General features: G+C 76.2%; 20 protein-coding genes. 7 read left to right on the top strand and 13 right to left on the bottom strand.

The features are described 5' to 3' along the window. The first annotated feature begins 145 nt into the window (after positions 1 to 145). Positions 146 to 367: a DUF3072 domain-containing protein gene (locus AB8M62_RS13340; RefSeq protein WP_369055259.1), complete on the top strand. Its 222-nt coding sequence runs from the start codon at positions 146 to 148 to the stop codon at positions 365 to 367. A gap of 2 nt (positions 368 to 369) precedes the next feature. Then, positions 370 to 1,113 carry a VOC family protein gene (locus AB8M62_RS13335; protein WP_369069881.1) on the top strand — a complete coding sequence of 248 codons (744 nt, stop codon included), beginning with the start codon at positions 370 to 372 and terminating at the stop codon, positions 1,111 to 1,113. Here the strand turns inward: AB8M62_RS13335 and yczE are convergent. Then, entirely contained in the window at positions 1,035 to 1,712 is a 678-nt protein-coding gene (yczE, locus tag AB8M62_RS13330; protein ID WP_369069880.1) for a membrane protein YczE, read from the bottom strand. The genes AB8M62_RS13335 and yczE overlap by 79 nt on opposite strands. Positions 1,713 to 1,772: 60 nt before the next feature. On the opposite strand from yczE, the gene yczR reads away from it, so the two are divergent. Beyond that, the gene (gene yczR / locus AB8M62_RS13325; protein ID WP_369069879.1) at positions 1,773 to 3,194 is read left to right on the top strand and encodes a MocR-like transcription factor YczR; all 1,422 of its coding nucleotides are present in this window, start codon (positions 1,773 to 1,775) and stop codon (positions 3,192 to 3,194) included. Between the two features lie 16 nt (positions 3,195 to 3,210). On the opposite strand, the gene AB8M62_RS13320 is transcribed toward yczR, so the two are convergent. Both AB8M62_RS13320 and AB8M62_RS13315 read right to left on the bottom strand, forming a co-directional pair. Further along, complete coding sequence (locus tag AB8M62_RS13320) at positions 3,211 to 4,182, bottom strand: quinone oxidoreductase family protein (RefSeq protein ID WP_369069878.1); 972 nt, start codon at positions 4,180 to 4,182, stop codon at positions 3,211 to 3,213. A gap of 58 nt (positions 4,183 to 4,240) precedes the next feature. Further along, positions 4,241 to 5,257 carry a LacI family DNA-binding transcriptional regulator gene (locus AB8M62_RS13315; RefSeq protein WP_369069877.1) on the bottom strand — a complete coding sequence of 339 codons (1,017 nt, stop codon included), beginning with the start codon at positions 5,255 to 5,257 and terminating at the stop codon, positions 4,241 to 4,243. Between the two features lie 248 nt (positions 5,258 to 5,505). Between AB8M62_RS13315 and arfA the strand changes: the two genes are divergently transcribed. After that, complete coding sequence (gene arfA / locus AB8M62_RS13310) at positions 5,506 to 7,023, top strand: arabinosylfuranosidase ArfA (protein ID WP_369055267.1); 1,518 nt, start codon at positions 5,506 to 5,508, stop codon at positions 7,021 to 7,023. 70 nt (positions 7,024 to 7,093) lie between these two features. On the opposite strand, the gene AB8M62_RS13305 is transcribed toward arfA, so the two are convergent. From AB8M62_RS13305 to AB8M62_RS13290, 4 genes are read right to left on the bottom strand one after another with little or no spacing between them, the layout of a single operon-like run. After that, a complete protein-coding gene (locus tag AB8M62_RS13305; RefSeq protein ID WP_369069876.1) occupies positions 7,094 to 7,711 on the bottom strand; it encodes a response regulator in 618 nt (205 codons plus the stop codon). Then, positions 7,708 to 8,955, bottom strand: coding sequence for a sensor histidine kinase (locus AB8M62_RS13300; RefSeq protein ID WP_369056376.1), 1,248 nt, complete (start codon positions 8,953 to 8,955; stop codon positions 7,708 to 7,710). Before AB8M62_RS13300 ends, AB8M62_RS13305 begins: the two co-directional genes overlap by 4 nt. A gap of 44 nt (positions 8,956 to 8,999) precedes the next feature. Further along, positions 9,000 to 9,824, bottom strand: a complete 825-nt coding sequence (locus tag AB8M62_RS13295; protein WP_369069875.1) for an ABC transporter permease — start codon at positions 9,822 to 9,824, stop codon at positions 9,000 to 9,002. After that, complete coding sequence (locus AB8M62_RS13290; RefSeq protein WP_369056378.1) at positions 9,821 to 10,780, bottom strand: ABC transporter ATP-binding protein; 960 nt, start codon at positions 10,778 to 10,780, stop codon at positions 9,821 to 9,823. Before AB8M62_RS13290 ends, AB8M62_RS13295 begins: the two co-directional genes overlap by 4 nt. Positions 10,781 to 10,986: 206 nt before the next feature. Between AB8M62_RS13290 and AB8M62_RS13285 the strand changes: the two genes are divergently transcribed. Further along, positions 10,987 to 11,781 carry an aspartate/glutamate racemase family protein gene (locus AB8M62_RS13285; RefSeq protein ID WP_369069874.1) on the top strand — a complete coding sequence of 265 codons (795 nt, stop codon included), beginning with the start codon at positions 10,987 to 10,989 and terminating at the stop codon, positions 11,779 to 11,781. Positions 11,782 to 11,791: 10 nt separating this feature from the next. Here the strand turns inward: AB8M62_RS13285 and AB8M62_RS13280 are convergent, their stop codons facing one another. The 6 genes from AB8M62_RS13280 to AB8M62_RS13255 all read right to left on the bottom strand — a co-directional run bounded on the left by AB8M62_RS13280 (position 11,792) and on the right by AB8M62_RS13255 (position 21,396). Next, positions 11,792 to 14,593: a SpoIIE family protein phosphatase gene (locus AB8M62_RS13280; RefSeq protein ID WP_369069873.1), complete on the bottom strand. Its 2,802-nt coding sequence runs from the start codon at positions 14,591 to 14,593 to the stop codon at positions 11,792 to 11,794. A 1,056-nt stretch (positions 14,594 to 15,649) separates the two neighbouring features. After that, positions 15,650 to 16,111 carry a MarR family winged helix-turn-helix transcriptional regulator gene (locus AB8M62_RS13275; protein ID WP_369069872.1) on the bottom strand — a complete coding sequence of 154 codons (462 nt, stop codon included), beginning with the start codon at positions 16,109 to 16,111 and terminating at the stop codon, positions 15,650 to 15,652. Further along, positions 16,108 to 16,524, bottom strand: a complete 417-nt coding sequence (locus AB8M62_RS13270; protein WP_369069871.1) for an ester cyclase — start codon at positions 16,522 to 16,524, stop codon at positions 16,108 to 16,110. The genes AB8M62_RS13275 and AB8M62_RS13270 overlap by 4 nt, the downstream gene beginning before the upstream one ends. Positions 16,525 to 16,678: 154 nt before the next feature. Beyond that, positions 16,679 to 19,744 carry an endo-1,4-beta-xylanase gene (locus tag AB8M62_RS13265; protein ID WP_369069869.1) on the bottom strand — a complete coding sequence of 1,022 codons (3,066 nt, stop codon included), beginning with the start codon at positions 19,742 to 19,744 and terminating at the stop codon, positions 16,679 to 16,681. 225 nt (positions 19,745 to 19,969) lie between these two features. Then, a complete protein-coding gene (locus AB8M62_RS13260) occupies positions 19,970 to 20,902 on the bottom strand; it encodes a class I SAM-dependent methyltransferase (RefSeq protein ID WP_369069868.1) in 933 nt (310 codons plus the stop codon). Beyond that, positions 20,899 to 21,396 (bottom strand): MarR family winged helix-turn-helix transcriptional regulator, encoded by a 498-nt coding sequence (locus AB8M62_RS13255; RefSeq protein WP_369069867.1) that lies wholly within the window; start codon positions 21,394 to 21,396, stop codon positions 20,899 to 20,901. Before AB8M62_RS13255 ends, AB8M62_RS13260 begins: the two co-directional genes overlap by 4 nt. A gap of 54 nt (positions 21,397 to 21,450) precedes the next feature. On the opposite strand from AB8M62_RS13255, the gene AB8M62_RS13250 reads away from it, so the two are divergent. Together AB8M62_RS13250 and AB8M62_RS13245 are read left to right on the top strand one after the other, a co-directional pair. Then, positions 21,451 to 23,580 carry an MMPL family transporter gene (locus AB8M62_RS13250; RefSeq protein WP_369069865.1) on the top strand — a complete coding sequence of 710 codons (2,130 nt, stop codon included), beginning with the start codon at positions 21,451 to 21,453 and terminating at the stop codon, positions 23,578 to 23,580. 87 nt (positions 23,581 to 23,667) lie between these two features. After that, complete coding sequence (locus AB8M62_RS13245; protein ID WP_369069864.1) at positions 23,668 to 24,402, top strand: hypothetical protein; 735 nt, start codon at positions 23,668 to 23,670, stop codon at positions 24,400 to 24,402. Positions 24,403 to 24,448: the final 46 nt, after the last annotated feature.

The raw sequence follows: 24,448 nt of genomic DNA, 5'->3' as shown, positions 1-24,448 counted from the left end.
GGGCGTAGTCTGGGGAGACGTCACCCGCGGAGTGTAGGTGTTAATGCACGCCGAAACTGGGGGCGGCGCGCGGGGCCCCCCCCCCCCGCGCTCCGGCCCGCGCTCCGGCGGGCGCGTGTCGGAGCCGGGTCGTAGCGTCGGGGCCGTGGCAGACGACGACGAGAACACCGCCCCCGACCCGACGCAGAACGCGGAGAAGGACCCGGAGACCTGGGTCACCGGCGACGAGCCGATGACCGGCCCGCAGAAGAGCTACCTGGAGACGCTGGCCCGCGAGGCCGGCCAGGAGCTGCCCGGCGACCTGACCAAGGCGAAGGCCTCGGAGCTGATCGACGAGCTGCAGCAGAAGACCGGCCGCGGGCAGTAGCGGTGGGACCGGGCGCGCCGTCCTCCCGCCTGGTGCAGGTGGTCGTGGACGCGCGCGACCCGTGGGCGCTGGCCGGCTGGTGGCGCCGCGCGCTGGACTGGCGGCCCGGGTACAGCGACGACCACGAGGCCGACGTCGACCCGCCCGAGGGCGAGCCCGGCGTCGGCCTCGTGTTCGTGCCCGTCGACCCGCCCTCGGCCGGGCGCCAGCGCCTGCACCTGGACCTGGACACCTCCTCGGTGGCCGAGCAGCGGCTCGTGGTGGCCGAGCTGCTCGACCTGGGCGCCCGGCGCCTGGACGTCGGGCAGGGCGAGGTGCCGTGGGAGGTGCTGGCCGACCCCGAGGGCAACGCCTTCTGCGTGCTGGACCCGCGCCCGGAGTACGACGGCAGCGGCCGGGTGGCCGCGCTGGTCGCCGAGGCGCACGACCCGCACGCGCTGGCCGCCTTCTGGCGGGCGGCCTCGGGGTGGGAGCCGGTGCGCACCAGCGACGACGTGGTGGTTCTGCGCCGCGGGGACACCGGCCCGCACCTGGAGCTGGTGCGCTCGCCGCACCCGCACGCGGGCAAGAACCGCTGGCACCTGGACCTGCGGCCCGTGCGCGCCGCCGGCCGCGACGCGGCGCTGCGCGAGCTGCTCGCCCGCGGCGCGCGCCACGCCGACGTCGGTCAGGGGCAGGTCGCCTGGGACGTGCTGGCCGACCCGGAGGGCAACGAGTTCTGCCTGCTGGCCGGCCCGGTGGACTGAGGCGCGGGCCGCCCGCGGAACGCGGGGTCCATGCGCGGCAGGAACCACCCCACGAGCGGCCCGATCCCCAGGGCGAAGGCGACGGTGCCGGCGCCCACGTCCCCGCCGAGGACCCAGCCGACGGCGAGGACCGTCAGCTCCACGGCGGCGCGGCACCACCCCACGCGCAGGCCCGTGCGCGCGTGCAGGCCCGTCATGAGGCCGTCGCGCGGTCCGGGGCCCAGCCGGGCGCCCAGGTACAGGCCGCTGGCGAACGCCAGCAGCACCAGGCCCGCGGCGAACAGCGGCACCCGCAGGAGGAGGGAGCCGGGCGAGGGCACCAGCTCGACCGTCGCCTGGATGACCGTGCCCACGAGCAGGACGTTGAGGACCGTGCCCGGTCCGGGCCGCTGGCGCAGCGGCACCCACAGGAGCAGGACGGCCAGGCCGATGACGACGGTCAGCCAGCCGACGCCCGCACCGGTCAGGCGCGACACCCCCTGCGCCAGCACCGTCCACGGGCCGACGCCCACGGCGGCCTGGACCATCAGCCCCTCGGCGGCGCCGAAGAGGACCAGACCGACCAGGAGGCGGCTCCAGCGCAGGAGTGGACTCGTCACCCGAGGATTGGACCGCTTCGGAGCGGTGACCGGTAGGGCCAATCCGCGTACGGTGGCCTGGTGACCACCACCACGCGCTCCCTCGTGGCCCTGCTCGACGGCTGGCGGGACGGCGGCGGCCCGGCCTTCCGCGCGCTGGCCGCCCGGGTCCGGCTGCTCGCCGTCGACGGGCGCCTGGCCTCCGGCAGCCGGCTGCCCGCCGAGCGCGAGCTGGCCGCCGCGCTGGGGGTCAGCCGCACGACGGTCAGCGCGGCGTACGCGGCGCTGCGCGAGTCCGGCCACCTCCTCAGCGTGCGCGGCTCGGGCAGCGCGGTGCAGCTGCCGGGCCCGCGCGCCGCGGACCCGGCGCTGCCGGCGTCCCTGGACCTGACGCGCGCGGTGCTGCCGTGCGCGCCGCAGGTGCACGCCGCGGCGGTGCTGGCCGCGGCCGACCTGCCCGCCGCCACGGCCCGCGACCGGCCCGGCGGCGGCTACGACCTGGTGGGCCTGCCGGAGCTGCGGGAGCTGCTGGCCGCCCGCTACACCGCGCGCGGCCTGCCCACGCGCCCGGAGGAGGTGCTGGTCACCCTGGGCGCGCAGGCCGCGATCGGGCTGCTGGCGCGCACGTGCACCTCCCCCGGCGACCGGGTGCTCGTGGAGTCCCCCACCTACCCGCACGCCCTGGACGCCCTGCGCGCCGCGGGCGCGCGCCCGGTGACCGTGCCGGTGCGCGCGGCGACGGCCCGCGAGACCGGTGGCTGGGACGCCGACGCGCTGGAGCAGGCGTTCGCGCGCGCCCGGCCCGCCCTGGCCCACCTCATGCCGTCCTTCCACAACCCCACGGGCGCGGTGATGCCGGAGGACGTGCGCCGGCGCGTGGTCGAGCTGGCGCGCCGGTACGGCACGCGGCTGGTGGTGGACGAGACGACCGCCGAGCTGGCGGTCGACGGGCCCGCGCCGGGCCCCTTCCCGGCCGACGCGGTCCACGTGGGCACGGTCGCCAAGACGCTGTGGGGCGGGCTGCGCATCGGCTGGGTGCGCGCGGACGCCCGGCTGGTGCGGCACCTGGCGCAGCACCGCTCACCGTGGGAGCTGGGCACCCCGGTGCTGGAGCAGCTGCTGGTCGCGCGGGCGCTGCCGCACCTGGACGACGTCCTGGCCGACCGGCGCGAGCAGCTGCGCGCCGGGCGCGACACCCTGCTGCGGCTGCTGGCCGCGGCGGTGCCCGAGTGGGAGCTGCCGCGCGTGGCCGGGGGGTTCTGCGCGTGGGTGAACCTGGGCGCGGAGGCCAGCAGCGCCCTGGTCACCGCGGCCGCGCGCCGGGGCCTGCAGCTGACCGCGGGCCCGCGCTTCGGGGTCGACGGCGCGTTCGAGCGGTTCCTGCGCGTGCCGTTCGGCCACCCGCCGGAGGTCCTGGAGCGGGCGGTGCCGCTGCTGGCCGCGGCGTGGGCGGAGGCCCGCACCGCTGACCGCACTACCGCGCCCCTGGCCGACGTCGTCTGAGGACGCGGCCGGGGCCTCACTCCTCGCCGGGCAGCAGGAGCAGCTTGCCGGTGGTACGCCGGCCCTGCAGGTCCTCGTGGGCGCGGCGGGCGTCGGCCAGGGGGTAGGTGCCGCCGACGCGCACGTCGAGGCGGCCGGCGGCGATCCAGCCGAACAGGTCCTCGCAGCGGGCCAGCAGCTCCTCGCGGGTGCGCGTGTAGGAGGCCAGCGTGGGGCGGGTGACGAACAGCGAGCCCCCCGTGTTCAGCCGCTGCAGGTCGAAGGGCGGCACCTGGCCGCTGGAGCCGCCGAACAGCACCATCAGCCCGCGCGGGCGCAGCGCCTCCAGGCTGGCGTCGAAGGTGTCCTTGCCGACGCTGTCGTAGACGACGTCGACGCCGCGGCCGCCGGTGAGCTCGCGGGCCCGGGCGGTCGCGCCGTCGTAGCGGACGACCTCCAGGGCGCCAGCCGCGCGGGCCAGCTCGGCCTTCTCCTCCGTGGACGTCGTCGCGAGCACCCGGCCGCCGCGCAGGGTGACGATCCGGGTCAGCAGCAGGCCCACCCCGCCGGCGGCGGCGTGCACGAGCGCCCACGTGCCGTGCCGCACGTCGTAGGTGCTGGTCGCCAGGTAGTGCGCGGTCAGCCCCTGCAGCATCGCCGCGGCCGCCGTGCGCGCGTCCACGCCCTCCGGGACGGGCACGAGCTCGGCGGCGTCGACGACGACGCGCTGCGCGTAGCTGCCGGGCGCCTCCTTCCAGGCCACCAGCTGCCCGGGCGCGAACGCGGCCGCGCCCTCGCCGGCCTCGACCACCCGGCCGGCGCCCTCGGAACCGAGGACGGCGGGCAGGTCGAGGGGGTAGACGCCGCTGCGCCGGTAGGTGTCGATGTAGTTGACGCCCGCGGCCTCGACCTCCACGAGCACCTGCCCCGGACCCGGCCGAGGGTCGGGGACGTCGGTGACGGTGAGGACCTCCGGTCCCCCGGTCCGGTCGATCTGCACGGCGCGCACGGCGCGATCCTGCCCGTGGCGCTCCGCCGCCGCACGCGCGCCCCCCGCGCCCCGCCGCTCAGGCGGGGGCGCTCTCGCGCACGACGAGGTGGTGGGAGGCCGTGACCAGCTTGGGCGGGGAGTCGTCGCCGGCGAGCCGCTCGGCGAGCAGGCCGAGGGCGAGGCGGGCGATCTCGGCGCGGTCCAGGGCCACCGTGGTCAGCGACGGGGTCGCGTAGCGGGCCTCCTCGACGTCGTCGACACCGACGACGGCGACGTCCTCGGGCACCCGGCGGCCCAGCTCGGTGAGCGCGCGCACGGCGCCGAAGGCGAGCAGGTCGTTGGCGGCGAAGACGGCATCGACGTCGGGCCGGTCGGCGAGCAGCGCCCGGGTGCCGTCGTAGCCGTGGACGCGCTCCCACTCCGGCGTCGCGCGCATCAGGGCGGGGTCCAGGGGCACCCCCGCGCGGCGCAGCGCCCGGCGGTAGCCGGTGACGCGCTGGGCCACCACGGGGGGGCGACCGCCGCCCTTGTCGCCGAGGAAGGCCACGCGGCGCCGGCCGGAGTCCAGCAGGTGGCGGGTGGCGGTGTCGCCGATGCCGGCGGAGTCGATGGTGACGCGGTCCAGTCCGGCGCCCTCGCCGTTCTCGCCGACGACGACGGCGGGGGTGGTGTCGCGCCGGCGCGACAGCTCCTCGACGGGGATGGTCAGGGGTACGAAGACGAGCCCGTCGACCATCCGGACGGGGAAGCCGTCGCTGACCTCGCGCTCGCGCTCGAGGTCGGCGTCGGTCTGCTCGACGATGAGGGTGAGCCCGCGCTCGCGGGCGGTGCGCACGAGCTCGGAGGTCAGCTCCCCGTAGTAGGGGCTGGTGACGTTGGGGACGGCGAGCGCCACCAGGCCGCTGCGGCCCTGCCGCAGCTGGCGGCCGATCCCGTTGGGGCGGTAGTCGAGCTGGTCGATGACGGCGCGCACGCGCGCGCGCATCTCGGGCCGCACGTGCGGGTGGTCGTTGACGACGTTGGACACCGTCTTGATCGACACGCCGGCGGCGACGGCGACGTCACGCAGCGTCGTCGCTCGGGCAGTGGGCACGTCAGCATCATGGCACTGTCCGCGCACGGCGACGCTTGACCTTTGGCGCCGGTGCGTGTTTGCTTCGTTCAACGTTGCAAAGCACCGTCACGGAGGTCGACGACGACCCGCACCGCTCGCACCGCTCACCCGGCCGCCGCCCCGCGGCGGACCCGCCCGGGCACCGCCCGGCCCCGCACCGCCGGCCCCCGCGACCCCGGGGCCGCGCACCACCCACCGGAAGCCACGACCCACCGGAAGGACGCCTCGTGCGCACCGCCTCGCTGACCCTGGACCCCGCCTTCACCGTCGGGCCCGTCCCGCACCGCCTGTTCGGCTCGTTCGTCGAGCACATGGGCCGCTGCGTCTACACCGGCATCTTCGAGCCGGAGCACCCCAGCGCCGACGAGAACGGCTTCCGCACCGACGTGCTGGAGCTGGTGAAGGAGCTCGGCCCCACGGTCGTGCGCTACCCCGGCGGCAACTTCGTCTCCGGCTTCGAGTGGGAGGACTCCGTCGGCCCGCGCGAGGAGCGGCCCCGCCGCCTGGACCGCGCGTGGCGCTCGATCGAGACCAACCAGTTCGGCCTGGCCGAGTTCGACGCCTGGGCGCGCGCCGTGGACACCGAGCCGATGATGGCCGTGAACCTCGGCACCCGCGGCCTGCAGGAGGCCTGCGACCTGCTGGAGTACTCCAACATCACCTCCGGGTCGAAGTACTCGGACCTGCGGATCGCGCACGGCTCCAAGGACCCGTTCGGCATCAAGCTGTGGTGCCTGGGCAACGAGCTGGACGGCCCGTGGCAGACCGGCCACAAGACCGCGTACGAGTACGGCCGCCTGGCCGCCGAGACCGGTATGGCGATGCGCCTGATCGACCCCGACATCGAGCTCGTCGCGGTCGGTTCCTCCAACCGCCGGATGCCCACCTTCGGCGCGTGGGAGTCCACCGTCCTGGAGCTGGCCTACGACGCCGTCGACTACGTCTCGCTGCACGCCTACTACGAGGACGCCGACGGCGACGTCGCCAGCTTCCTCGGCTCGGCGGTCGACATGGACCTGTTCATCGAGCAGGTCGTCGCCACGGCCGACGCGGTGCGCGCGCGCGGCAAGCACTCCAAGAAGATCAACCTGAGCTTCGACGAGTGGAACGTCTGGTACCAGTCGCGCCCGCACCACGCCCCGGGCGTCCAGCCGTGGGACGTGGCCCCGCGCGTCATCGAGGACGAGTACTCCATCACCGACGCCGTCGTCGTGGGCACCCTGCTGAACTCCCTCCTGCGCCACAGCGACCGCGTCACCATCGGCGCGCAGGCCCAGCTCGTCAACGTCATCGGCCTGCTGCGCAGCGAGCCGGGCGGCGACGCGTGGAAGCAGACGATCGCCCACCCGTTCGAGCAGGTGCGGCGCCTGGCCACCGGCGAGGTGCTGCGGGTGGCGGCCACGTCCGACAAGTACGAGTCCGACAAGTACGGCGACGTCGACGTCGTCGACGCCTCGGCCACCTGGGACGAGGACACCTCGACGGTGTCGCTGTTCCTGGCCAACCGCGACCTGGCGGACTCCGCGAAGGTCGACGTGTCGCTGCGCGGCTTCGACGTCTCGAAGGTCGTCACCGCCAAGGTGCTGGCGGCGACCGAGGGCCAGGACCGGCACACCACGAACCTCGAGGGCGCGCACGACGCGGTGGGCCTGCGCCCGCTGCAGGACGTCACCGTCGCCGAGGGCGTCGCCACCGTCGTCCTGCCGCCGCTGTCCTGGGCGGTCGTGCAGGTCGCCAAGGCCTGACGCCGCGCGCGCGAGCGCCCCGGTCCCCGCGCGGGGGCCGGGGCGCTCGCGCGTCCGGTGCGGTGCCCGCTCAGATCCACCCGGCGCGGCGGGCGGCGGCCACCGCCTCGTGGCGGTTGGCGACGCCGAGCTTGCCGACGGCCGAGGACAGGTGGTTGCGCACGGTGCCGGGCGACAGGGACACCTTCAGGGCGATCTCCTCCACCTGCGCCCCGTCGGCGGCCAGTTCCAGCACGTCCGCCTCGCGCGGGGTCAGGGGGCTCTCCCCGGCCGCGATGGCGTCGGCGGCCAGTTCCGGGTCGACCCAGCGGCCGCCGGCGGCGACGGTGCGGATGGCGTCGGCCAGGACGGCGCCGGAGGCGGTCTTGGGCAGGAACCCGCGCACGCCCAGCTCCAGCGCCCGCTTGAGGTAGCCGGGCCGGCCGTGGCTGGTCAGGACCATCGTGCGGCAGCCGGGGACCTGCTCGTGCAGCTGCGCGGCCACGGCCAGGCCGTCGGCGCCCGGCATCTGCAGGTCCAGCACGGCGACGTCGGGCAGCGCCTTGCGGGCGGTTGCGACGGCCTCGGGCCCGGAGGCCGCCTGGGCGACGACCTCGATGTCCTCCTGCAGGTCCAGCAGCCCGGCGACGGCGCTGCGCACGAGGTTCTCGTCGTCGGCCAGCAGGACCCGCACGCTCGTCCCGCTCACCGCTGGCCTCCCCGCGGCAGCAGCGCCACCAGCGTGAACTCCCCGTCGCGGCCGGTGGCGGACAGCCGCCCGCCCAGGGGCCGCAGCCGCTCGGCGAGCCCCTGCAGCCCCGTGCCGCGACCCGTCCCCGGGTTCGCACCGTCGTTGACCACCCGCACCTCGACCTCCTGCCCACCCACGGTCACCGACACCCGGCAGCGGCTGGGCACCGCGTGCCGCACGACGTTCGTCACGCCCTCGCGCACCACCCACGCCGCCGCCTCGCGCACGGGCGCGGGCACCTCGCCCAGGGGCCCGGACACCTCCACGGTGCACGGCACGCCCGCCGAGCGCAGCAGGGCCGCGGCGCCGTCCAGCTCGGCGGCCAGGTCCACGCCGCGGTAGCCGCGCACGACCTCGCGCACCTGGCGCAGCGACTCCTGCGCGACGCGGCGCACCTCCTCGGCGCGCTCGGCGGCCTCCGGGCGCCCGCGGCGGGCCAGCTCGGCGACCAGGTCGCTGGTGACGGCGATGGCGGACAGGTCCCGGCCGACGACGTCGTGCAGGTCGCGGGCGAAGCGCAGCCGCTCCTCGGCCACGGCCAGGCGGGCCCGGTCCTGCTCGGCGCGCGCCAGGCGCCGCACCACGTCGCAGATCCACAGCGACAGCTGCGCGGTGACGGCGACGAACAGCGCGACCACGGCCACGAGGGCCACCACGGAGGCCCAGGAGACGGCCGGGGGCCGCGCCAGCACCCCGGCCAGCAGCCCCGCGCCCAGCGCGGCGGGCAGGTACCGGCGCGGACCGGCCCGCCCCAGCGGCGCCGTGCCGACGAACGCGGCGGCGGCCAGGACCACGACCCGCCAGCCGACCGCGTCCGGGCCGCCCGTGCCGGCGCCGACCGCGACGGCCAGCGCGCTCGTGCCCAGCCAGGCCAGCAGGTGGCGCCGGGTGCGCGGGGCGCCGGTGATCTGCCGGTCCACCAGCACGCCCGTCGCGACGGCCTGCGCCAGGACCGCGGCCAGCGCGAGCAGCCAGGCGCCCGGCCCGACGCCCTGCGCCGGGCCCTGTCCCAGCTCGGGGCGGCGGCTGAGCACGAGGAGCGGGCCGACGAGCCAGATCGCCGCGAACGAGGCCCGCGTGTAGACCTCGATGCGGGTCACGTCGTCCGCGGCCCGCCAGCGGCGCAGCAGCGCGGCGGGCGTGGACCGCCCGCCGCGCGGCGCCGGGCCGGCCGCGGCGCTGTGGACGTCCGGGGCGCTCACGGCGCTCACCCTGCCAGTCCCCCGCGCCGCTCCCCCCGCCGAGCTCACGCCCGCGGGGACCAGCGGAAGGCCCCGCGGACGACGAGGGCCCCGGCGACGACCCAGCCGAGGGCGATCGCGGCGGGCACCGCGACACCGGCGAGGTCCGGCTCGCCGACCCACCCGTCCTGCACCAGCTCCACGACGGGCGTCAGGGGGAGGAACTCCGCGACGCGCTGGACGGGCTCGGGCAGCAGGTCCAGCGGCACGGCCACCCCCGCGCCCAGCACGCACAGGGCGATGACGGGCAGGCTGGTCACCTGCACGGACTCCAGGTTCTTCGACCAGGTGGCCGTGGCCAGCGCCAGCAGCGCCAGGACGGCGCAGCCCAGCAGGACCCCGAGCACCACGACGAGCGGGTTCGCGGGCAGCGGCAGGTCCAGCACGGGCCCGCCGATCGCGACCAGCAGGAGCGTCTGGGCCAGCGTCAGCGCGACCGCCGGCGCGCACACCGCCGCCAGCACCTCCGCGTCCGCCAGTTCTCCCGTGCGCAGGCGTTGCAGCACACCGGCTTCGCGGCGGGCGACGGCGGTGCTCAGGACGTTGTAGTAGACGACGAACAGCAGCAGCATCGCGATCATCAGGCCGACGCTGCGGGCGGCGACCTCGCCCGTCATCGCCCGCCCGTCACCGACGAGCGCCAGCAGGGCGACCACGCCGACGGGTGTGAGGACCGCGTTGAACAGCAGGGTCCGGTTGCGCCGCAGCAGGAGGACCTCGGCGCGCGCCAGCGCCCAGGTGCGGCGCAGCGGGCCGGTGCGGCGGGCGGGGCGGGTGGTGGTGACGACGGGGCCGCGGTCGGTGCTCGTGGCCGGGTCCACAGTGCTCATCGGGCGACCTCCTGGTCGGGAACGCGGGTCAGGGCGAGGAAGGCGGCCTCCAGGGAGGCGGGGACGGCGCGCAGCTCGGGCAGCACCAGGCGCTCGGCGTCGGCCCAGGCCAGGACGGCGGACAGGGTGCGCTGCAGCTGGTCGGTGCGGACGACGACGTGCCGCGCCTCCTCGCGCACCTCCTCGCCGCGGTCCAGGACGCCGGCGGGCGGGCGCCCGGCGGAGGCGGCCCAGCGCACCTCGGCGCGGTGGCTGGCGACGACCTCGTCGAGGGTGCCCTCGGCGGCGATGCGCCCGGCGTGCATGAGGGCGAGGCGGTCCGCCAGCTCCTCGGCCTCCTCCAGGTGGTGGGTGGTCAGCAGGACGGCGGTGCCGGTGGCGACCAGCTCGCGCACGAGGTCCCACACGGAGCGGCGGCTCTCGGCGTCCAGGCCGGTGGTGGGCTCGTCCAGCAGCAGCAGGTCGGGGTGGCCGAGCAGGGCGACGGCCAGGTCCAGGCGCCGGCGCTCCCCGCCCGACAGCGCCGCCAGCGGCGTGCGCAGCTTCGCGGTGAGCCCGACGGCCTCCAGCACCTCGCCGACGGGACGGCTGCGGGACAGGGTGCCCGCCCACGTGCGGGCGGCCTCCTCGACGGTCAGGTCGGCCGGCAGCCCGCCGGACTGCAGGACGACACCGGTGCGCGGGCGCACGGCGCGGCGCTCGCGGACCGGGTCGTGGCCCAGCACGCGCACGCGGCCGCCGGTGGGGCGGGCCAAGCCGGCGACGACGTCGACGGTGGACGTCTTGCCGGCGCCGTTGGTGCCGAGCAGGCCGAACACCTCGCCGGGGCGGACGGTGAAGCTGATGCCGCGCACGGCGCGGGCGCCGGAGGCGTAGGTGCGCTCCAGGTCCTGCACGTCGACGGCGGCGGGTCCGGTGGTGCTGCCGGTGACGGTTCCGGTGGTGGGGGCGGTCACGGTTCCTCCTGCTCCAGAGGGGTCCTGCGGGCTGCTCCCAGCCTCGCGCCGCCCCGGGGCCCTGCCCCGTGCGCGCGCTCACGAGTTCCGCGGCGCCGCGCACGGGTCACCCGTGACAGACGTCACGGGTGGGCGGGGGTATTCGCGGCGGCACGGGCTCCGTCGCGGCAGGCTGGCCGCGCAGGCGTCGAGGAGCGGGAGGTCCGGTGCGCACCATCGGGATGCTGGGCGGGATGAGCTGGGAGTCCACCGCGGAGTACTACCGGCTGGCGAACGAGCTCGTGCGCGAGCGCCTGGGCGGGCTGCACTCGGCCGAGGTGCTCGTGCGCTCGGTCGACTTCGCGGGGATCGAGCGGTTGCAGGCCGCGGGCGACTGGGCCGGGGCCGGGCGGGTCCTGGCCCGCGAGGCGGCGGCCCTGGAGGCCGGTGGGGCGGAGCTGCTCGTGCTGTGCACTAACACGATGCACGAGGTGGCCGGGGCGCTGCAGGAGGCGGTGGACGTGCCGCTGCTGCACATCGTCGACGTGACCGCGGCGGCGGTGCGGGCGGCCGGGGCCTCGCGCGTCGGTCTGCTGGGCACCGCGTTCACGATGGAGCAGGCCTCCTACCGCGAGCGCATGGCCGCGCACGGGGTGGAGGTCGTCGTCCCCGCGCCCGCGCAGCGAGCGCTGGTGCACCGGGTGATCTACGACGAACTGTGCCGGGGGGTCGTGGACGCCGCCTCGCGCGCGGCGTGCCTGGAGGTCGTGGCCGATCTCGCGGCGGCCGGGTGCGAAGGCGTCGTGCTGGGCTGCACGGAGCTGGAACTGCTGCTGCGCCAGGAGGACACCGACGTGCGGCTGTTCCCGACGACGCGGCTGCACGTGGAGGCCGCGGTGGAGGCGGCGCTGGAGGGTGGAGGGTGGAGGCGCTCCGTGATGCGGGTGCGTGCCGCGGACGGTGGCGCAGCGGTCACGCGGTCGTGCCGATGGCCACGGGGCGTCGACCAGCCGCTCGGGTAGCCGTCCCCGCTCAGGCGTCGGGTTCGGGCTCGTCCGGCACGTGCGGCGGCACCCGCCGCGGGCCGGCCTCCGGCGGGCGCGGTTCGTCCTGGCGGTGCAGGCGCACCGCGACCACCGCCACGTCGTCCTCGGCTCGTCCCGGCAGCATCCGCGCCAGCGTCCGGTCGACGAGGGTGTCCAGGTCGGGGCCCTCCGCGGCCAGGTCTTCCAGGACCTCCTGCAGCAGGGCCAGCCCCTCCCCCAGCGGCTGGTCGCGGCGCTCGACCAGGCCGTCGGTGAACAGGACGACCGTGGAGCCGCGGTCCAGCACGACCTCGGAGGTGCGCCGCCGGACGTCGGGCAGCACCCCCAGCAGCAGGTCCGCGCTCACCCCCACCAGCGGCAGCACCGTTCCGTCGGGGTTGACGACCATCGGCGGCGGGTGCCCGGCGTTCGACCAGCGCAGCCGGGTCACCCCCCGCCGTCGCTCGTCCAGGCTCTGCTCCAGGCGCGCCACGACCGCCGTCGCGGTCGTGCCGACCTGCAGGTTGGCCAGGACCCGGTCGGTCTGGGCCAGGACCTGCGCCGGGGACCGGTCCTCCAGCGCGCCGAACCCGCGGACCAGGGTGCGCACCTGGCTCATCGCGGCCGCGGCCTGGGTGTCGTGGCCCAGGACGTCACCGATGACCAGGACGGTGGCCCCGGCGGGCTGGATGAAGGCGTCGTACCAGTCCCCGCCGACCCGCGCGGCCTCGGCCGCGGGCCGGTAGCGCACCACGATCTGCCCGTGGTCGGGCTCGGGAGGCTCCGACAGCAGCGCCCGCTGCAGGCCCTCGGCCAGGTCGCGCTGCTGGCGGTACAGCCGCGCGGAGTCCAGCGCGAGGCCGGCGCGGTCGGCGACCTCGGCGGCCGTGGCCAGCTCCTGCTCGCTCAGCGCCGGACGCTGCGCGCCGCTGAACACGCTGAGCAGCCCCACGGTCCGGCCCCGCCCGCGCAGCGGGAAGATCGCCCCCGAGAGGGGGGCCAGCCGCGCGATCAGCTCCCGTCCGGCGCCGTCGGGGGCCAGCAGGTCGGTCAGAGCGCGGGTGGCGTCCGGAATGATCACGGGACGGGCCTGGCGCAGCGCCTGCCAGACGAAGGCGTCGTCCCCCAGCTCGCTCAAGCGCACCGCGGCGTACTGCTGCACGCTCTCGCGCTGCTGCTCGTCGTGGTGCCAGACCCCCACGTCGCGCAGGCCCCGGCGCAGGTCCCCGGCGCGTCCGGCGGCGGTGCTGGCCCGCGCGGTGGCCGGGGTGGTGGCGGTGGCCTCGTCGTCCAGGACGCTGATCAGGCACCAGTCCCCCAGCACGGGGACCACCAGCTGCGCCAGGTGCGCCACCGCCTCGTCCACGTCCAGGGTGCCGGTCAGCTCCTGGGTCACCGCGGCCAGCAGCTGGCTGCGCTGCGCGGCGGCCTCGGCGGCGGCCTGGGCGTCCTTGCGGGCGGTGATGTCGACGAAGTACAGCGCCACCCCGCCGTCCTCGGGGGTGGCGCGCACCTCGTACCAGGCGTCCAGGGGCTCGGGGTAGTAGGCGTCGAACGTCACCGGCCGCCCCGTCTCGGCGGCGCGCCGGTACCCGGCCTCGAAGTCGGTGCCGGCGGTGCCGGGGAACAGCTCCCAGATGACCTGCCCCACCAACTGCTCGCGCGGCAGGCCCAGGGCGTGCACGGCGGCGGTGTTGACGTAGGTGATCACCCAGTCGGCGTCCATCGCCAGGTAGCCCACGGCCATCGCGTCCAGGATCTGCTCGGTGCGCGTCGCCGCCCGGCGCACAGCGGTGATGTCGTAGGCCGCGCCCACCAGCCGCGCCGGCGCCCCGTCGGGCCCGGGCAGGGTCGCCCCCCGCGCCGCGACCCAGCGGTGGGTGCCGTCGGCGGCCACGACCCGGTACTCCGAGGCGTACGTCCCGCCGCGGGTGGTGGACTCGCTGACCGCGGCGATCGTCGCCTCACGGTCCTCGGGGTGGATGTGGGCGTACACGTCCTCCGGGGAGCCGCCGAAGGTCTCCGGGGTCAGCTCCGACAGCTGCAGCAGCCGCTCGTTCATCGTCAGCTCACCGGTGACCAGGTCCAGGTCGAAGGTGCCCAGCTCGGCCGCGGCGATCGTCACCTGCAGCAGCGTCCGGTCGGCGGCGTGCTCACCGCTGACCGCGGCCAGCTCCAGCTGCGCCGCCGCGGCCACGGACACCTGGGCCAGCAGGTCCGCGTCCTGCTCGCTCCAGGTGCGCGGACCGGGCTCGAAGACGCACACCGCGCCCACCACCTGCCCGCCCGGGCCGCGCAGCGGGGCGCCCAGGTAGGAGCCGACCACCCCGGAGGTCACCGAGCGCAGGGCCGCGACCCGCTCGTCGGCCGCGGTGTCGGCGACGGCCAGCACCCGGCCGGCCGCGGCGGTCTGCGCGCACAGCCACTGCGCCAGCGGCTCCTCGCCGTCAGCTCCCGCGACCGGCTGCGGCCCGACCGCCCCGACCAGCTGCTGCGCGTCCGACAGCAGCGCGATCCGCCCCGAAGCGGTCCCCAGCGACCGGGCCGCCAGAGCGGCCAGCCCGTCCAGCCGCACGCCCGTCGTCGACCGCTCACGCCCCGCCCGCCCGAGGGCCTCCTGCAGCCGCCGGGCCGCCGCCACGCGCGCTCCGTCGGCGACCAGCGCCCCGGCCGCCGCCTCCGCCGCGGCTGCGGTCGAGGTGTCGGCGGGCGTGCCAGCGGTCGTGTCGGCGGGCGTGTCAGCGGGCATGTCGAGGTCCTTCGAGGTGCCGGGGGTCGCCCGGCACCACGCCAGGACTGCTGCGCCCATTCTGGCCGATCCTGGGCGCGCGACGACAACTCGGTGGATCCCGACGCGCCAGTCGCCTCCACAGCCTCAGGACGCCACCACTGCTCGAGCGGGGCGCGAGACGACGGGCCCGGCGTGCGGTCGTGACGGTGGCCTGGAACGGTTCGCCCGCGGCCCGCCCGTGCTCTCGCCGCTCCCCCGCCGATCCCTGCTGAGGGATCAGGTCGCAGTCGGCACCACCCCGCGACCGTCCGAGGGCCCGTGGAACCCCTCGTCTCGATCACCGTGGTGGAGGACACCGAGCGGGAGACCAGCTCGTCGACGGTGCTGGCGGCGGCCCGCTCCGCACGCCCGCGCTCAGCGGCGCGGCCCGACGGTGCAGGACCAGCCGGTCGACGACGGGAAGTCCTGCCCGGTGCCCACCGCGTCCGGACCACTCTCACCGCTGACGCCATCGCGACACCGACGTCCTGACGAGCCGACGTCCTGACGAGCCGACGTCCTGACGAGCCGACGTCCTGACGAGCCCACGCCCACGGGCCCTGCGGGCGAGGTCGTGGTCGTGGCGCTGACCAGCGGGTCGTCGACCGCCTCGACGAGTCGACGAACGAGCCGGGGCAGGTGAGGTGCGGGTGTGGAGCGCACGGACTTGGGCGGGGTCACCGAGCACGAGGACGGCCGCGCCGGTGTTCCAGTGTGGTCGGGCCGGTCGAGCGGCCTGACCGCTGCGGTGGACCCCGAGGTGCCCCTCGTGGTGCTCGAAGGCCACCTCGTGCTCGGGGTGGACGCGTGGCGACCGGCAGCGGTGCCGCTCTCTCCCTCGAGGGCACGTCGGGTCACGCTCGGTCCGCAGCCGTGCGCGGGCTGGACGTCCGACTGGTCGTGGAGCTTCCTCACGAGAGCGAGACCGCACTGCTGTCCGCCTCGAGTCCTGAGCTGCTCGACCAGACGATCGGTCGGCTGCGGCGAGCCGGGCGGGCGCCCGACGCGCCCCCGTCGGCGCGCGGTCCTGACGCACCTGGAGCGACGTCGAGGAGTTGTTCCGCGGCCCTGGAGGCCGTTGGAGGACAGGGCGTCCTACGTGTGCTCGGGCGACGGTGCGTCGGCGGCCGCCACCAGCGCCTCGAACCGCTCGGAGAGCCGGTCCAGTCCCGCCGCCAGCGCGCGCTGCTCGGCCTCGTCCAGCCCGGCGACGAGGTCGGAGGCGAGCTGCTCGCGCTGCGCCGACATCTCGCGCGCGGTGCGCTCACCGAGGGCGGTGAGCGTCACGAGGGTCGCGCGGCGGTCGCTCGGGTGCGGTGCCCGCTCGACGTAGCCGGCCGACTCGAGCGCGTCGACGAGACCGGTGATGTTGCGCGGGGTCACGGCGAGCGCGGCGGCCAGCGACTGCTGCGTCGACGGCCCGGTGTGGTGCACCACCCAGAGCAGGTGGGCGCGCGAGGTCGTGAGCGCGGTGCCGGCGAAGGACTCCGCGGCGTCGCGCTGCACGAGGTCGGCGAGCCGCATCACGCCGTCGAGGACGCGGAGCGCATCGCTCACCGTTCGACCCCGAGCTGCGACAGGAGCGTGCCGACGTCGGAGGCGATCCACTCCTCGGCGATCAGCCCGTCGCGCACGCGGTAGTGCTCGAGGCTGTCGTACCGCACGGTGCGCCCGGTGGCCGGGACGCCGAGGAAGTCGCCGGCGTGGCGGGCGGTGAACCGCAGGTTCACCGCCACCAGGTCGCCGTCGGCGAGAGCGTGCAGCACCTCGACCGACAGGTCGGAGAAGGAGGCCTGCATGATCGCCACGTTCTCGCGCCACGCGTCGCGCCCGACCCGCGTCGGGGCCCCGTGCACGTTGATGCGGAAGTCGTCGGTGAGGAGGTCGGCGAGCTGGTCGACCCGGCCGGAGGTGAGGAGGGCCAGGCTGCGCTCGAGGAGCTCGATGTTCGGGTGGACCTGCGTGGCCATGACGCCTCCCTGATCGTGATGTGAGTACATCGTGCACCTTGTTCACGGAATAGTCCACTCCGGTGGCAGGGCTCCAACCCTGACGGCAGCGAGCCCCGCACCGTGCCCGGTGCGGGGCTCGCTCGCTCAGCCGGGCCGGACAGCCCGGGGGCCGTTAGCCGCGGGGCGCGGGCACGGTGCGGATCGGCACGCTCGCCTCGAGCGCGGCACCGCCCACCGTGGACCCGGTGACCAGCAGCTGCGTGTCACCGTGGGCGACACCGGTGCGCGGGACGCTGACGGTGCAGCTCAGGTCGGCCACGCGGTCGGCGTTCAGGTCCCGGCCGCCCCGGCAGGCGACGACCGAGTCCTCGGTGCCCCGGGCGCCCACGCGCAGGGTGTCCACGGCGACGTCGGCGACCGGGTCGAACCCGGTCTGCGACAGCAGCGCGACCTGCAGCGTGCCCCGGCTCGCGGGGTTGACGACGTCGCGGGAGCTCGCCCTCACCGTCACCGGCACGGCGAGGTGGTCCGCCGGGAGCGGGGCCGCCCCCAGCACCCGGTCGCCGTCGCGGACGACGACCACGAAGCGGGCGCCGGCCTCGACGTCACCGTCGGCGAGGCGCAGCACCGCCCGGCCATCGGCGAACGTCGCCGTCGCCACGGGGGCGCCGTCGCGCAGCAGGACCGCCTGGCGGCCGTCCGGCACGTCCGCCGCGACGGGCACCTCGTGGTGCCCGTCCGCGCGCTCGGCCGCGCCGAACTCGATGCCGACACCGAGGCTGTCGGTCTCCTCGAGCGTCCGCTCGGTGACGCTCTCGAACAGCCGGACGCGGCCGGCGTCGCCGGCCAGCTCACCGCGGCCGCCCTCGGCGACGAAACCGGCGCGGGACCCCTGCAGCGCGTACGTCTCGCCCGTCGCGGCGGTGTGCGTGAACAGCGTCGTGGCGCCGTCCTCGTCCAGCCCGGTGCTGAACCACACCGCGCGGTCGAGGTTCTCGTCGCCGATGAGCTTGTCCGAGACGAGCCCGTCGGTGTTGACGCGCTCCGGGTCGTTGGCCCGGTGGATCGTGAACGGCTGGATGAGGCCGCCGTGGACCAGGCTCATCATCGTGAAGCCCCGGTAGCCGTTCTCAGAGGTGTAGGGGCCCGGGTCGCTGCTCTCGGCCTCCGTGAACAGCCAGCGCGTGTTGTCCTGCACCGGCGCGGGCTCGACGACCGCGTCGCCGTCGACGACGACGGGGGTGCTGTAGTAGCCCTGCCGCTCCTCGCTGACGCCGTCGCCCGCGGGCACCGGGTCGAGGCCCTCGTGGGTCAGCGCGTGGCCGGTGGCGCCGTCGCCCGCCACGACGAGGTACGTCTCACCGTCCTCGATCGCGTCCGCCGCCCGCCACGTGCTCTGCGGCCGGTCGAGGTCCGTGACGCGGGCCGCCGCGAGCGGCGCCCAGTCCTCGCCCCACACGTGCTTGCGCACGGTCGTGCCCGCCGGGTCGCCGTCGACGACGGGGCCCCCGGTGCTGATCGTGTACCGGGCGCTGCCGTGCTTCGGCGGCGCGGGGTGCTGCTCGCTGGTCGTGGCGACGGGCCGGCCGTCGCGCAGGAACTCCTGGAACAGGGTGAGGTCGCCGCCGCCGTCGCTGAAGCGCACCTCGGCCGCGGAGCGGTAGCCGGTGTCCGGGTAGTGGACGTCCTGCTCCCACTCGACCGTCGTGTGCCCGAAGTTGATCGTGTACGTGGCGGCGTTGGCCGGCTCGTCCACCCGCGAGGCCGTCACGGTGACGACGCACGGGTCGCCCGGGGCCACGGCGCACTCCTCCGCGCCGGGCGAGACCTCGACCTCGACGTCGTCGCCCCAGCGGTGCGCGACGTCGTCGGCGGAGAACTCCACGCTCGTCACGTCGTCGGGGACGTGGACGTCGTACTCCGTCGTCCGCGGGTCGATCTCGAAGACCTCGCCGGAGTAGGTGAAGGACGTCAGCTCGGGGCGCTCCTCCTCGAGGCCGAGCCACCCCTCGGGGTCGGCCACCGCCTGGAACGCCGGCTTCTCGACCCACGTGTCGCCGTCCCGCGAGAACGGCAGCGGGAAGAAGCTGGAGCGCCAGCTGTTGGCGTCGCTCGTGCCCCAGAAGGAGACGCGCGCGATGTGGTCCGAGTACCGCTTCAGCAGCAGGAACAGCTCGGCGTACTTGTCCGCCTGCACCTGCAGCTGCTCGTCGGTGGGCGGCAGGGTCTCGCCGGAGTCCTGCGTCCCGGTGATGCTGAGGTCGAGCTCGGTGAGCGAGATCTGCGCGCCCGTCGCGGCGTAGATCTGCAGGTTCCGCTCGAGGTTGTCCAGGTCGAGCCGCGTGTTGTAGTGCGCCTGGATGCCGATGCCCTGGATGAGCGGCTTCTCGTCCTCGGGGTGCTCGGCGGCGTACCGCTCGTTGAGCTCCGTGACCATGCTGGCGATGGCGATCGCCTTGTTCGGCAGTTCCAGGTCGTTGAAGTCGTTGTAGTACAGGACCGCGTCCGGGTCGGCCTCGCGCGCGAACAGGAACGAGTCGTAGACGTAGTCCCACGCGTTCCCGCCGCGGGCGTAGGCGCCGGCCCAGGCCGCCGCCCGGTACTTGGGCTGCTCCAGGGAGCGCAGGGCGTTGCGCCAGTCCGTGGGGTTCTCCGGGTTGTCCCGCATCGCCTCGTTGACGACGTCCCAGGCGTCCAGCGAGGCGGGGCCGTCGCTGTAGCGCCCGGCGACCGTCTGGATGTACCTCCGCAGCTGGGCGCGGGCCTCCTGGTAGTCCCAGTGGATCTCCATGTCGGAGGTCAGCGTGTTGCGGTCGGCGGACCGGGCCGGCCAGTACCGCGACTGGTTGTGCCACGCCAGCGCGTGCCCGATCGTGTAGAAACCGGCCTCGTTCGCCCGCCTCAGGAGCTCGTCCGCGCTCTCCAGACCGGTGGGGGCCTCCGCCGGGAAACCGGTCTCGGGGTCACCGCTCCAGACGCTGTCGGGCTTCAGGGCGTTCTCGGGCGTCACGGCGTTGTAGTGCTTGAGCAGGTGCTCCCACTTCGCACCGCCGTTCGCCGTCCAGTCGTCGGGGCTGATGACGTTGCCGACGAGGAAGTGGTCCTCGTAGACGTCCTTGAGACCGGGGCCCTCCGCGGACCCGGTCGCGGCGCTCGCGGCCGCGGTCGAACCGCTGAGGAGGGCGGCCGCCAGGGCGGTGGCTGCCAGGGCTGAGGTGCAGGCTCGGGTCGCCTTCACGCGGGAAGGTCCTCTCGTCGTCCGGGTGGTGCTCGGGCCGGTGCCCGCCGTCGGGCCCCGGGCTCCGCCGGGTGGGAACTGCTCCGCTCCGTGGTGTCGGAACGTCCGGGACCCCGGGACCGCGCTGACGGCACTGCCGTCGCGGACCACGAGGACCGGGCGACCTTCGCCCGGTCCGTCATCACTGACCGTGCCCGTGGGCCCACCCTGTCAGACGTTGTAGCGTTACACCAGGGTGGGGTCGGAGGGGCTCGGGCCGCCGCGCGCGGTGAGCAGGAACGCCGGCGAGGACCAGTAGTCGTGCAGCGCGGTGACGGCGACGTCGGTCCAGCCGGCCTCGCGGACCTGTTCCGCCCACGCCGCGGCGGGCTGCTCGAACGTGGCCCGGACCGCGCCGGGACGCAGCTGCCCCGTCAGCACCGGCATCAGGAAACCCCGTGCCACGAGCTCCCGCTGCCCGGAGCGCTCCGAGTACTCGGCCAGGCCCTGCTCGTAGGTCCTCGCCAGGAACCCCAGGTGCTCCGGGCTGCCGACCGCCGCCGCGGGCACGTCGAACTCCACGACGGCCAGCCGGCCGGTGCGCGGGCGCAGCGCGCGCAGGACCGCGCCGCGATCGGCGTGCGGCAGGGTGTGCAGGGCGAAGGTCGACTGGACCACGTCCCAGTCGTCCTGCCAGCCGTCACGCCCGGCGAGGAGGTCCTGGACCCTCCCCGGCCAGGTGCGCACCCGCGGCCGGCCCGCCGCACCGGCCTCGCAGCCGGCCCGCCAGCGGTGCAGCCCGGCGGTGGCGGCCGCCAGCAGCGGTTCCGAGGGCTCGACCACGTCGACGCGGGCGGGGTGGTGCCGCGCGGTCCGCAGCGCCGGCAGCAGCGCCAGCCCGTCGCCGCAGCCCACGTCGAGCAGGCTCGCGGGCCGGTGCTCGTCGTGCAGGCCCGCCAGCGCCGCGCTGACCGCGGCGTACAGGGGGACGTTGCCTCCTCCGCGGACGAACGCCTCGAAGGCCGCCGGCCGGTCGTAGACCGACCCGCCGCCGCCCGCGCGCAGGTGCCGCGCCAGGGCCGAGCCCAGCAGCGAGGTGTCGCCCTCGACGGCCCGGCGGGCGGCCCCGTCGTCCCCGTCCACCAGGGCCCGCAGCGCGCGCACCACCGCCGTCGTCACGAAGGGGACCCGGCGTCGGGCGGAGCGTCCAGCCCGTCCGGGGCGTCGGGCCAGCGGCGGGCGGCGAAGTGCTGCACGAGGGCGAGCAGCGCGGCGCGGAAGGCCCGCGGGTCGGAGCCGGTGCCCTCGACCACGCGCAGGACGGGGTCCTCGTCGCTCAGGCCCGTGGCCGTGCGCAGGGCCTCCCGGCCGGCGTCGGTGACGCTGACGAGGGTGCGGCGGCGGTCGGCGCTGTCGCGCGCGCGGGCGACCTGGCCGCGCTCCTCCATGCCGCGCAGGACGCGGCCCATCGTCTGCTCCTCCACGCCGGCGCGACGGGCCAGGTCGCGCTGGGTGGTGGGGCCGTCCAGCAGCAGGTGCAGCGCGACGACGCGCGAGTGGGTCAGCTCGTGCGCGGCGAGGGCGTCGTCCCACGCGTGCTCGACCAGGCGCGCCGCGGTCGACAGCAGCCGGCCCGTGGGCCAGTCCCGCGCGTCGTCCGCCACGTCCGCCACGCCCCCACTGTCCCCGACTGGCGCGCCGGGGGCCTCACCGGGTAAACACTCAGCATGCTTAGCGTTCGTCGGGCGCGGTGGCTCACCCGCGCCGCCCTCGCCGTCCTCGCCCTCCTCTGGCTCGCCGTCGCCGGCGTCGGCGGCCCCGCCGTCGGGAACCTGTCGAGCGTCCAGACCAACGACCCGGCCACGTTCCTGCCCGCCGACGCCGAGTCCACCCGCGCCGCCGAGGCCGTGCGCGGGCTGGAGGACACCGGCACCGTGCCCGCGTTCGTCCTGCTGGAGCGCGACGGCGGCCTCGCCCCCGCCGACGTGCCCGCGGCGCAGGAGTTCCTCGCCGGCCTGCCCGACCTCGACGTCGACGGCACCCCGCTGGAGCGGTACCTGGCCGCCCCGCCCGCCGCCGTCGTGCCCAGCGAGGACGGGACGTCGCTGCTGCTGCCGCTGCAGCTGGTCGAGAGCGCCCCCGAGGACGCCGTCGTCGAGGCGCTGCGCGAGGACGCGGCGGCCCTGGTGGACGGCCCGGCCGGGGGCGCGCAGGTGTTCGTCACCGGTCCCGCCGCCCTGGCCGCCGACCTCGGCGCGGCCTTCGGCGCCATCGACGGGATCCTGCTCGTCGTCGCGCTCGTCGCCGTCCTCGTCATCCTCGTGCTCGTCTACCGCTCCCCCGTGCTGCCGTTCGCGGTGCTGCTGACGTCGGTGTTCGCCCTCGCCCTGGCCGGCCTCGTCGTCTACGAGCTGGCCGAGGCGGGCGTCCTCACCCTCAACGGGCAGAGCCAGGGCATCCTGTCGATCCTCGTCGTCGGCGCCGCCACCGACTACGGACTGCTGCTGGTGGCCCGCTACCGGGAGGAGCTGCGGCAGCACGCGTCCACCGGCACCGCGCTGCGCCGCGCCTGGCGCGCCGTGCTGGAACCCGTCGCCGCCTCGGCCGCCACCGTCGCCATCGGCCTGCTGTGCCTGCTGCTGTCCTCGCTGAACTCCAACCGGTCCCTGGGCCCGGTGGCCGCCATCGGCATCGGCGCCGCGCTGCTGTCCGCGCTGACGTTCCTGCCCGTCCTGCTGGCCACCGGGCGCTGGCTGTTCTGGCCGCGCGTGCCGCGGCCGGCGGCTCCCGAGCACGCGGGCACCGGGCACGCCGCGGGCGCCGAGCACGCCGCCCACCGGGCCCCGCGCCGCGGGGTCTGGGACCGCGTCTCCGGCGTCGTCGAGCGCCGCGCCCGCCGCACCTGGATCGTCACCGCCGCCGTCCTGGCCGCGTTCGCCGCGTTCTTCCCCACGTTCGAGGCCGACGGCGTCAGCCAGGCCGACACGTTCCTCGCCGAGGTCGAGTCCGTCGACGGGTTCGCGGTGCTCGCCGAGCACTTCGACGCCGGCGCGGGCGACCCCGCGCAGGTCGTCGTGCCCGCTGCGCAGGCCGCGCGCGCCGCCGAGGTCGCCGCCGCCACCGACGGCGTCGCCTCCGTCGCCCCCGGGCCCGAGGACGGCACGACCGCCGTCGTCCAGGCGACCCTCACCGACGCCCCCGACTCCACGGCCGCGGCCGGGACCGTGCGCGAGTTGCGCACCGCCCTGTCGGACGCCGGGCTGGACGCGCTGGTCGGCGGCACCACCGCCACCACCGCCGACACCCTGGAGGCGGCGACCGCCGACCGGAACCTCATCGTCCCCGTCGTCGCCGTCGCCGTCTGGGTCGTCCTCGTGCTGCTGCTGCGCTCGGTGCTGGCCGCCACGGTCGTCATGGCCTGCACCGTGCTGTCCTACGCCGCCACCGTGGGCCTGGCCGCGCTCGTGTTCGAGCACGTCCTCGGGTTCCCCGGCGCCGACCCGGTCGTGCCGCTGTACGCGTTCGTGTTCCTCGTCGCCCTCGGCGTGGACTACTCGATCTTCCTCATGACGCGCGTGCGCGAGGAGTCGCTGGTCCACGGCACCCGCACCGGGACGCTGCGGGGCCTGCGCGCCACCGGCGGGGTCATCACCTCCGCCGGGGTCGTGCTGGCCACGACGTTCGCGGCGCTGGCCGTGGTGCCGCTGCTGTTCCTGGCGCAGCTGGCGTTCCTCGTCGCCGTCGGCGTCCTCATCGACACCCTGCTGGTGCGCTCGTTCCTCGTGCCGGCGATCGCCCACGACGTCGGCGACCGCGTCTGGTGGCCGGCGCGGGTGGGACCGGCCGCCGCGCGCTGAGGGGGGCGCCGACGGGGCAGGACGGCCCGCGGGCGACGACGGGAAACCCGACCGCGCGCGCGGACCGGTGCCGCAGGATGGGCGCCGATGAGCACCGCACGCGACACCCCGGTGGTCCCCGAGGGACCCGCAGCGCTCGATCCCCGGCTGCGCACCGCGGTCGACGCCGGCGTCGGCTGGTACGAGGACCTGTGCGCCCTGCACGGTGTGGGGTCCGTCATCTCGGAGGGGGTGTGGAGCGCTGCGGGCGCACCACCGCCGCTGCACTCCGACGCCGTCGTGGTGGAACCCGGGGTGACGGCCGAGCGCCTCGAGCAGCGCCTCGCGGGCCGTGAGCACGCCGGCGTCAAGGACAGCTTCGCCACCCTGGACCTGACCGGCGCGGGCATGCGGCTCCTGTTCTCCGCCACCTGGGTCCACCGCCGACCCGCTGCGGCAGCGGACCGCGCCGCGGGACCCGGGCGGGGACCGTGGACGCGGGTGCGGACCCGGGAGGAGCTGGCGGAGTGGACCGCGCTGCACGACACCGGCGCGGTCCTGCTCCCGGCGCTGCTGCGGCGCGGGCACTTCGCCGTGCTGGCCCGGCGGGTGGACGGGCGCACCGTCGCCGGAGCGGTCGCCCGCCTGGGCAGCGGGGCGGTCGACGTCTCCAACACCTACGCCGTCGAGGGGCACCGGCTGGACTGGGCGGAGCTCGCCGGCGCCGTCGCGGCCCTGTTCCCCGCGCGTCCCCTCGTCGGGTACCAGCGCGGCGCGGTCCTGGCGGACGCCGTCGCCGGCGGCTTCGACGCGGTCGGCGACCTGCGCGTGTGGGTCCGCTGAACCCGGGCCGCGGACGGCGGCCCGGGTCGCCCGCCCCCCGGGCGGC

This window comes from Kineococcus terrestris (genome assembly GCF_041020755.1).
Lineage (GTDB): Bacteria > Actinomycetota > Actinomycetes > Actinomycetales > Kineococcaceae > Kineococcus > Kineococcus terrestris.
Note: the sequence above shows the minus strand (reverse complement) of the source record. Positions and strands in the feature narration are given on the sequence as shown.

Bases quoted from the DNA above. Each gene is read 5' to 3' on its own strand.
- AB8M62_RS13250 (WP_369069865.1), top strand. From the start codon at position 21,451: ATGCTTAGCGTTCGTCGGGCGCGGTGGCTCACCCGCGCCGCCCTCGCC.
- AB8M62_RS13295 (WP_369069875.1), bottom strand. From the start codon at position 9,824: ATGAGCACTGTGGACCCGGCCACGAGCACCGACCGCGGCCCCGTCGTC.
- AB8M62_RS13270 (WP_369069871.1), bottom strand. From the start codon at position 16,524: ATGGCCACGCAGGTCCACCCGAACATCGAGCTCCTCGAGCGCAGCCTG.
- AB8M62_RS13280 (WP_369069873.1), bottom strand. From the start codon at position 14,593: ATGGGCGCAGCAGTCCTGGCGTGGTGCCGGGCGACCCCCGGCACCTCG.
- AB8M62_RS13245 (WP_369069864.1), top strand. From the start codon at position 23,668: ATGAGCACCGCACGCGACACCCCGGTGGTCCCCGAGGGACCCGCAGCG.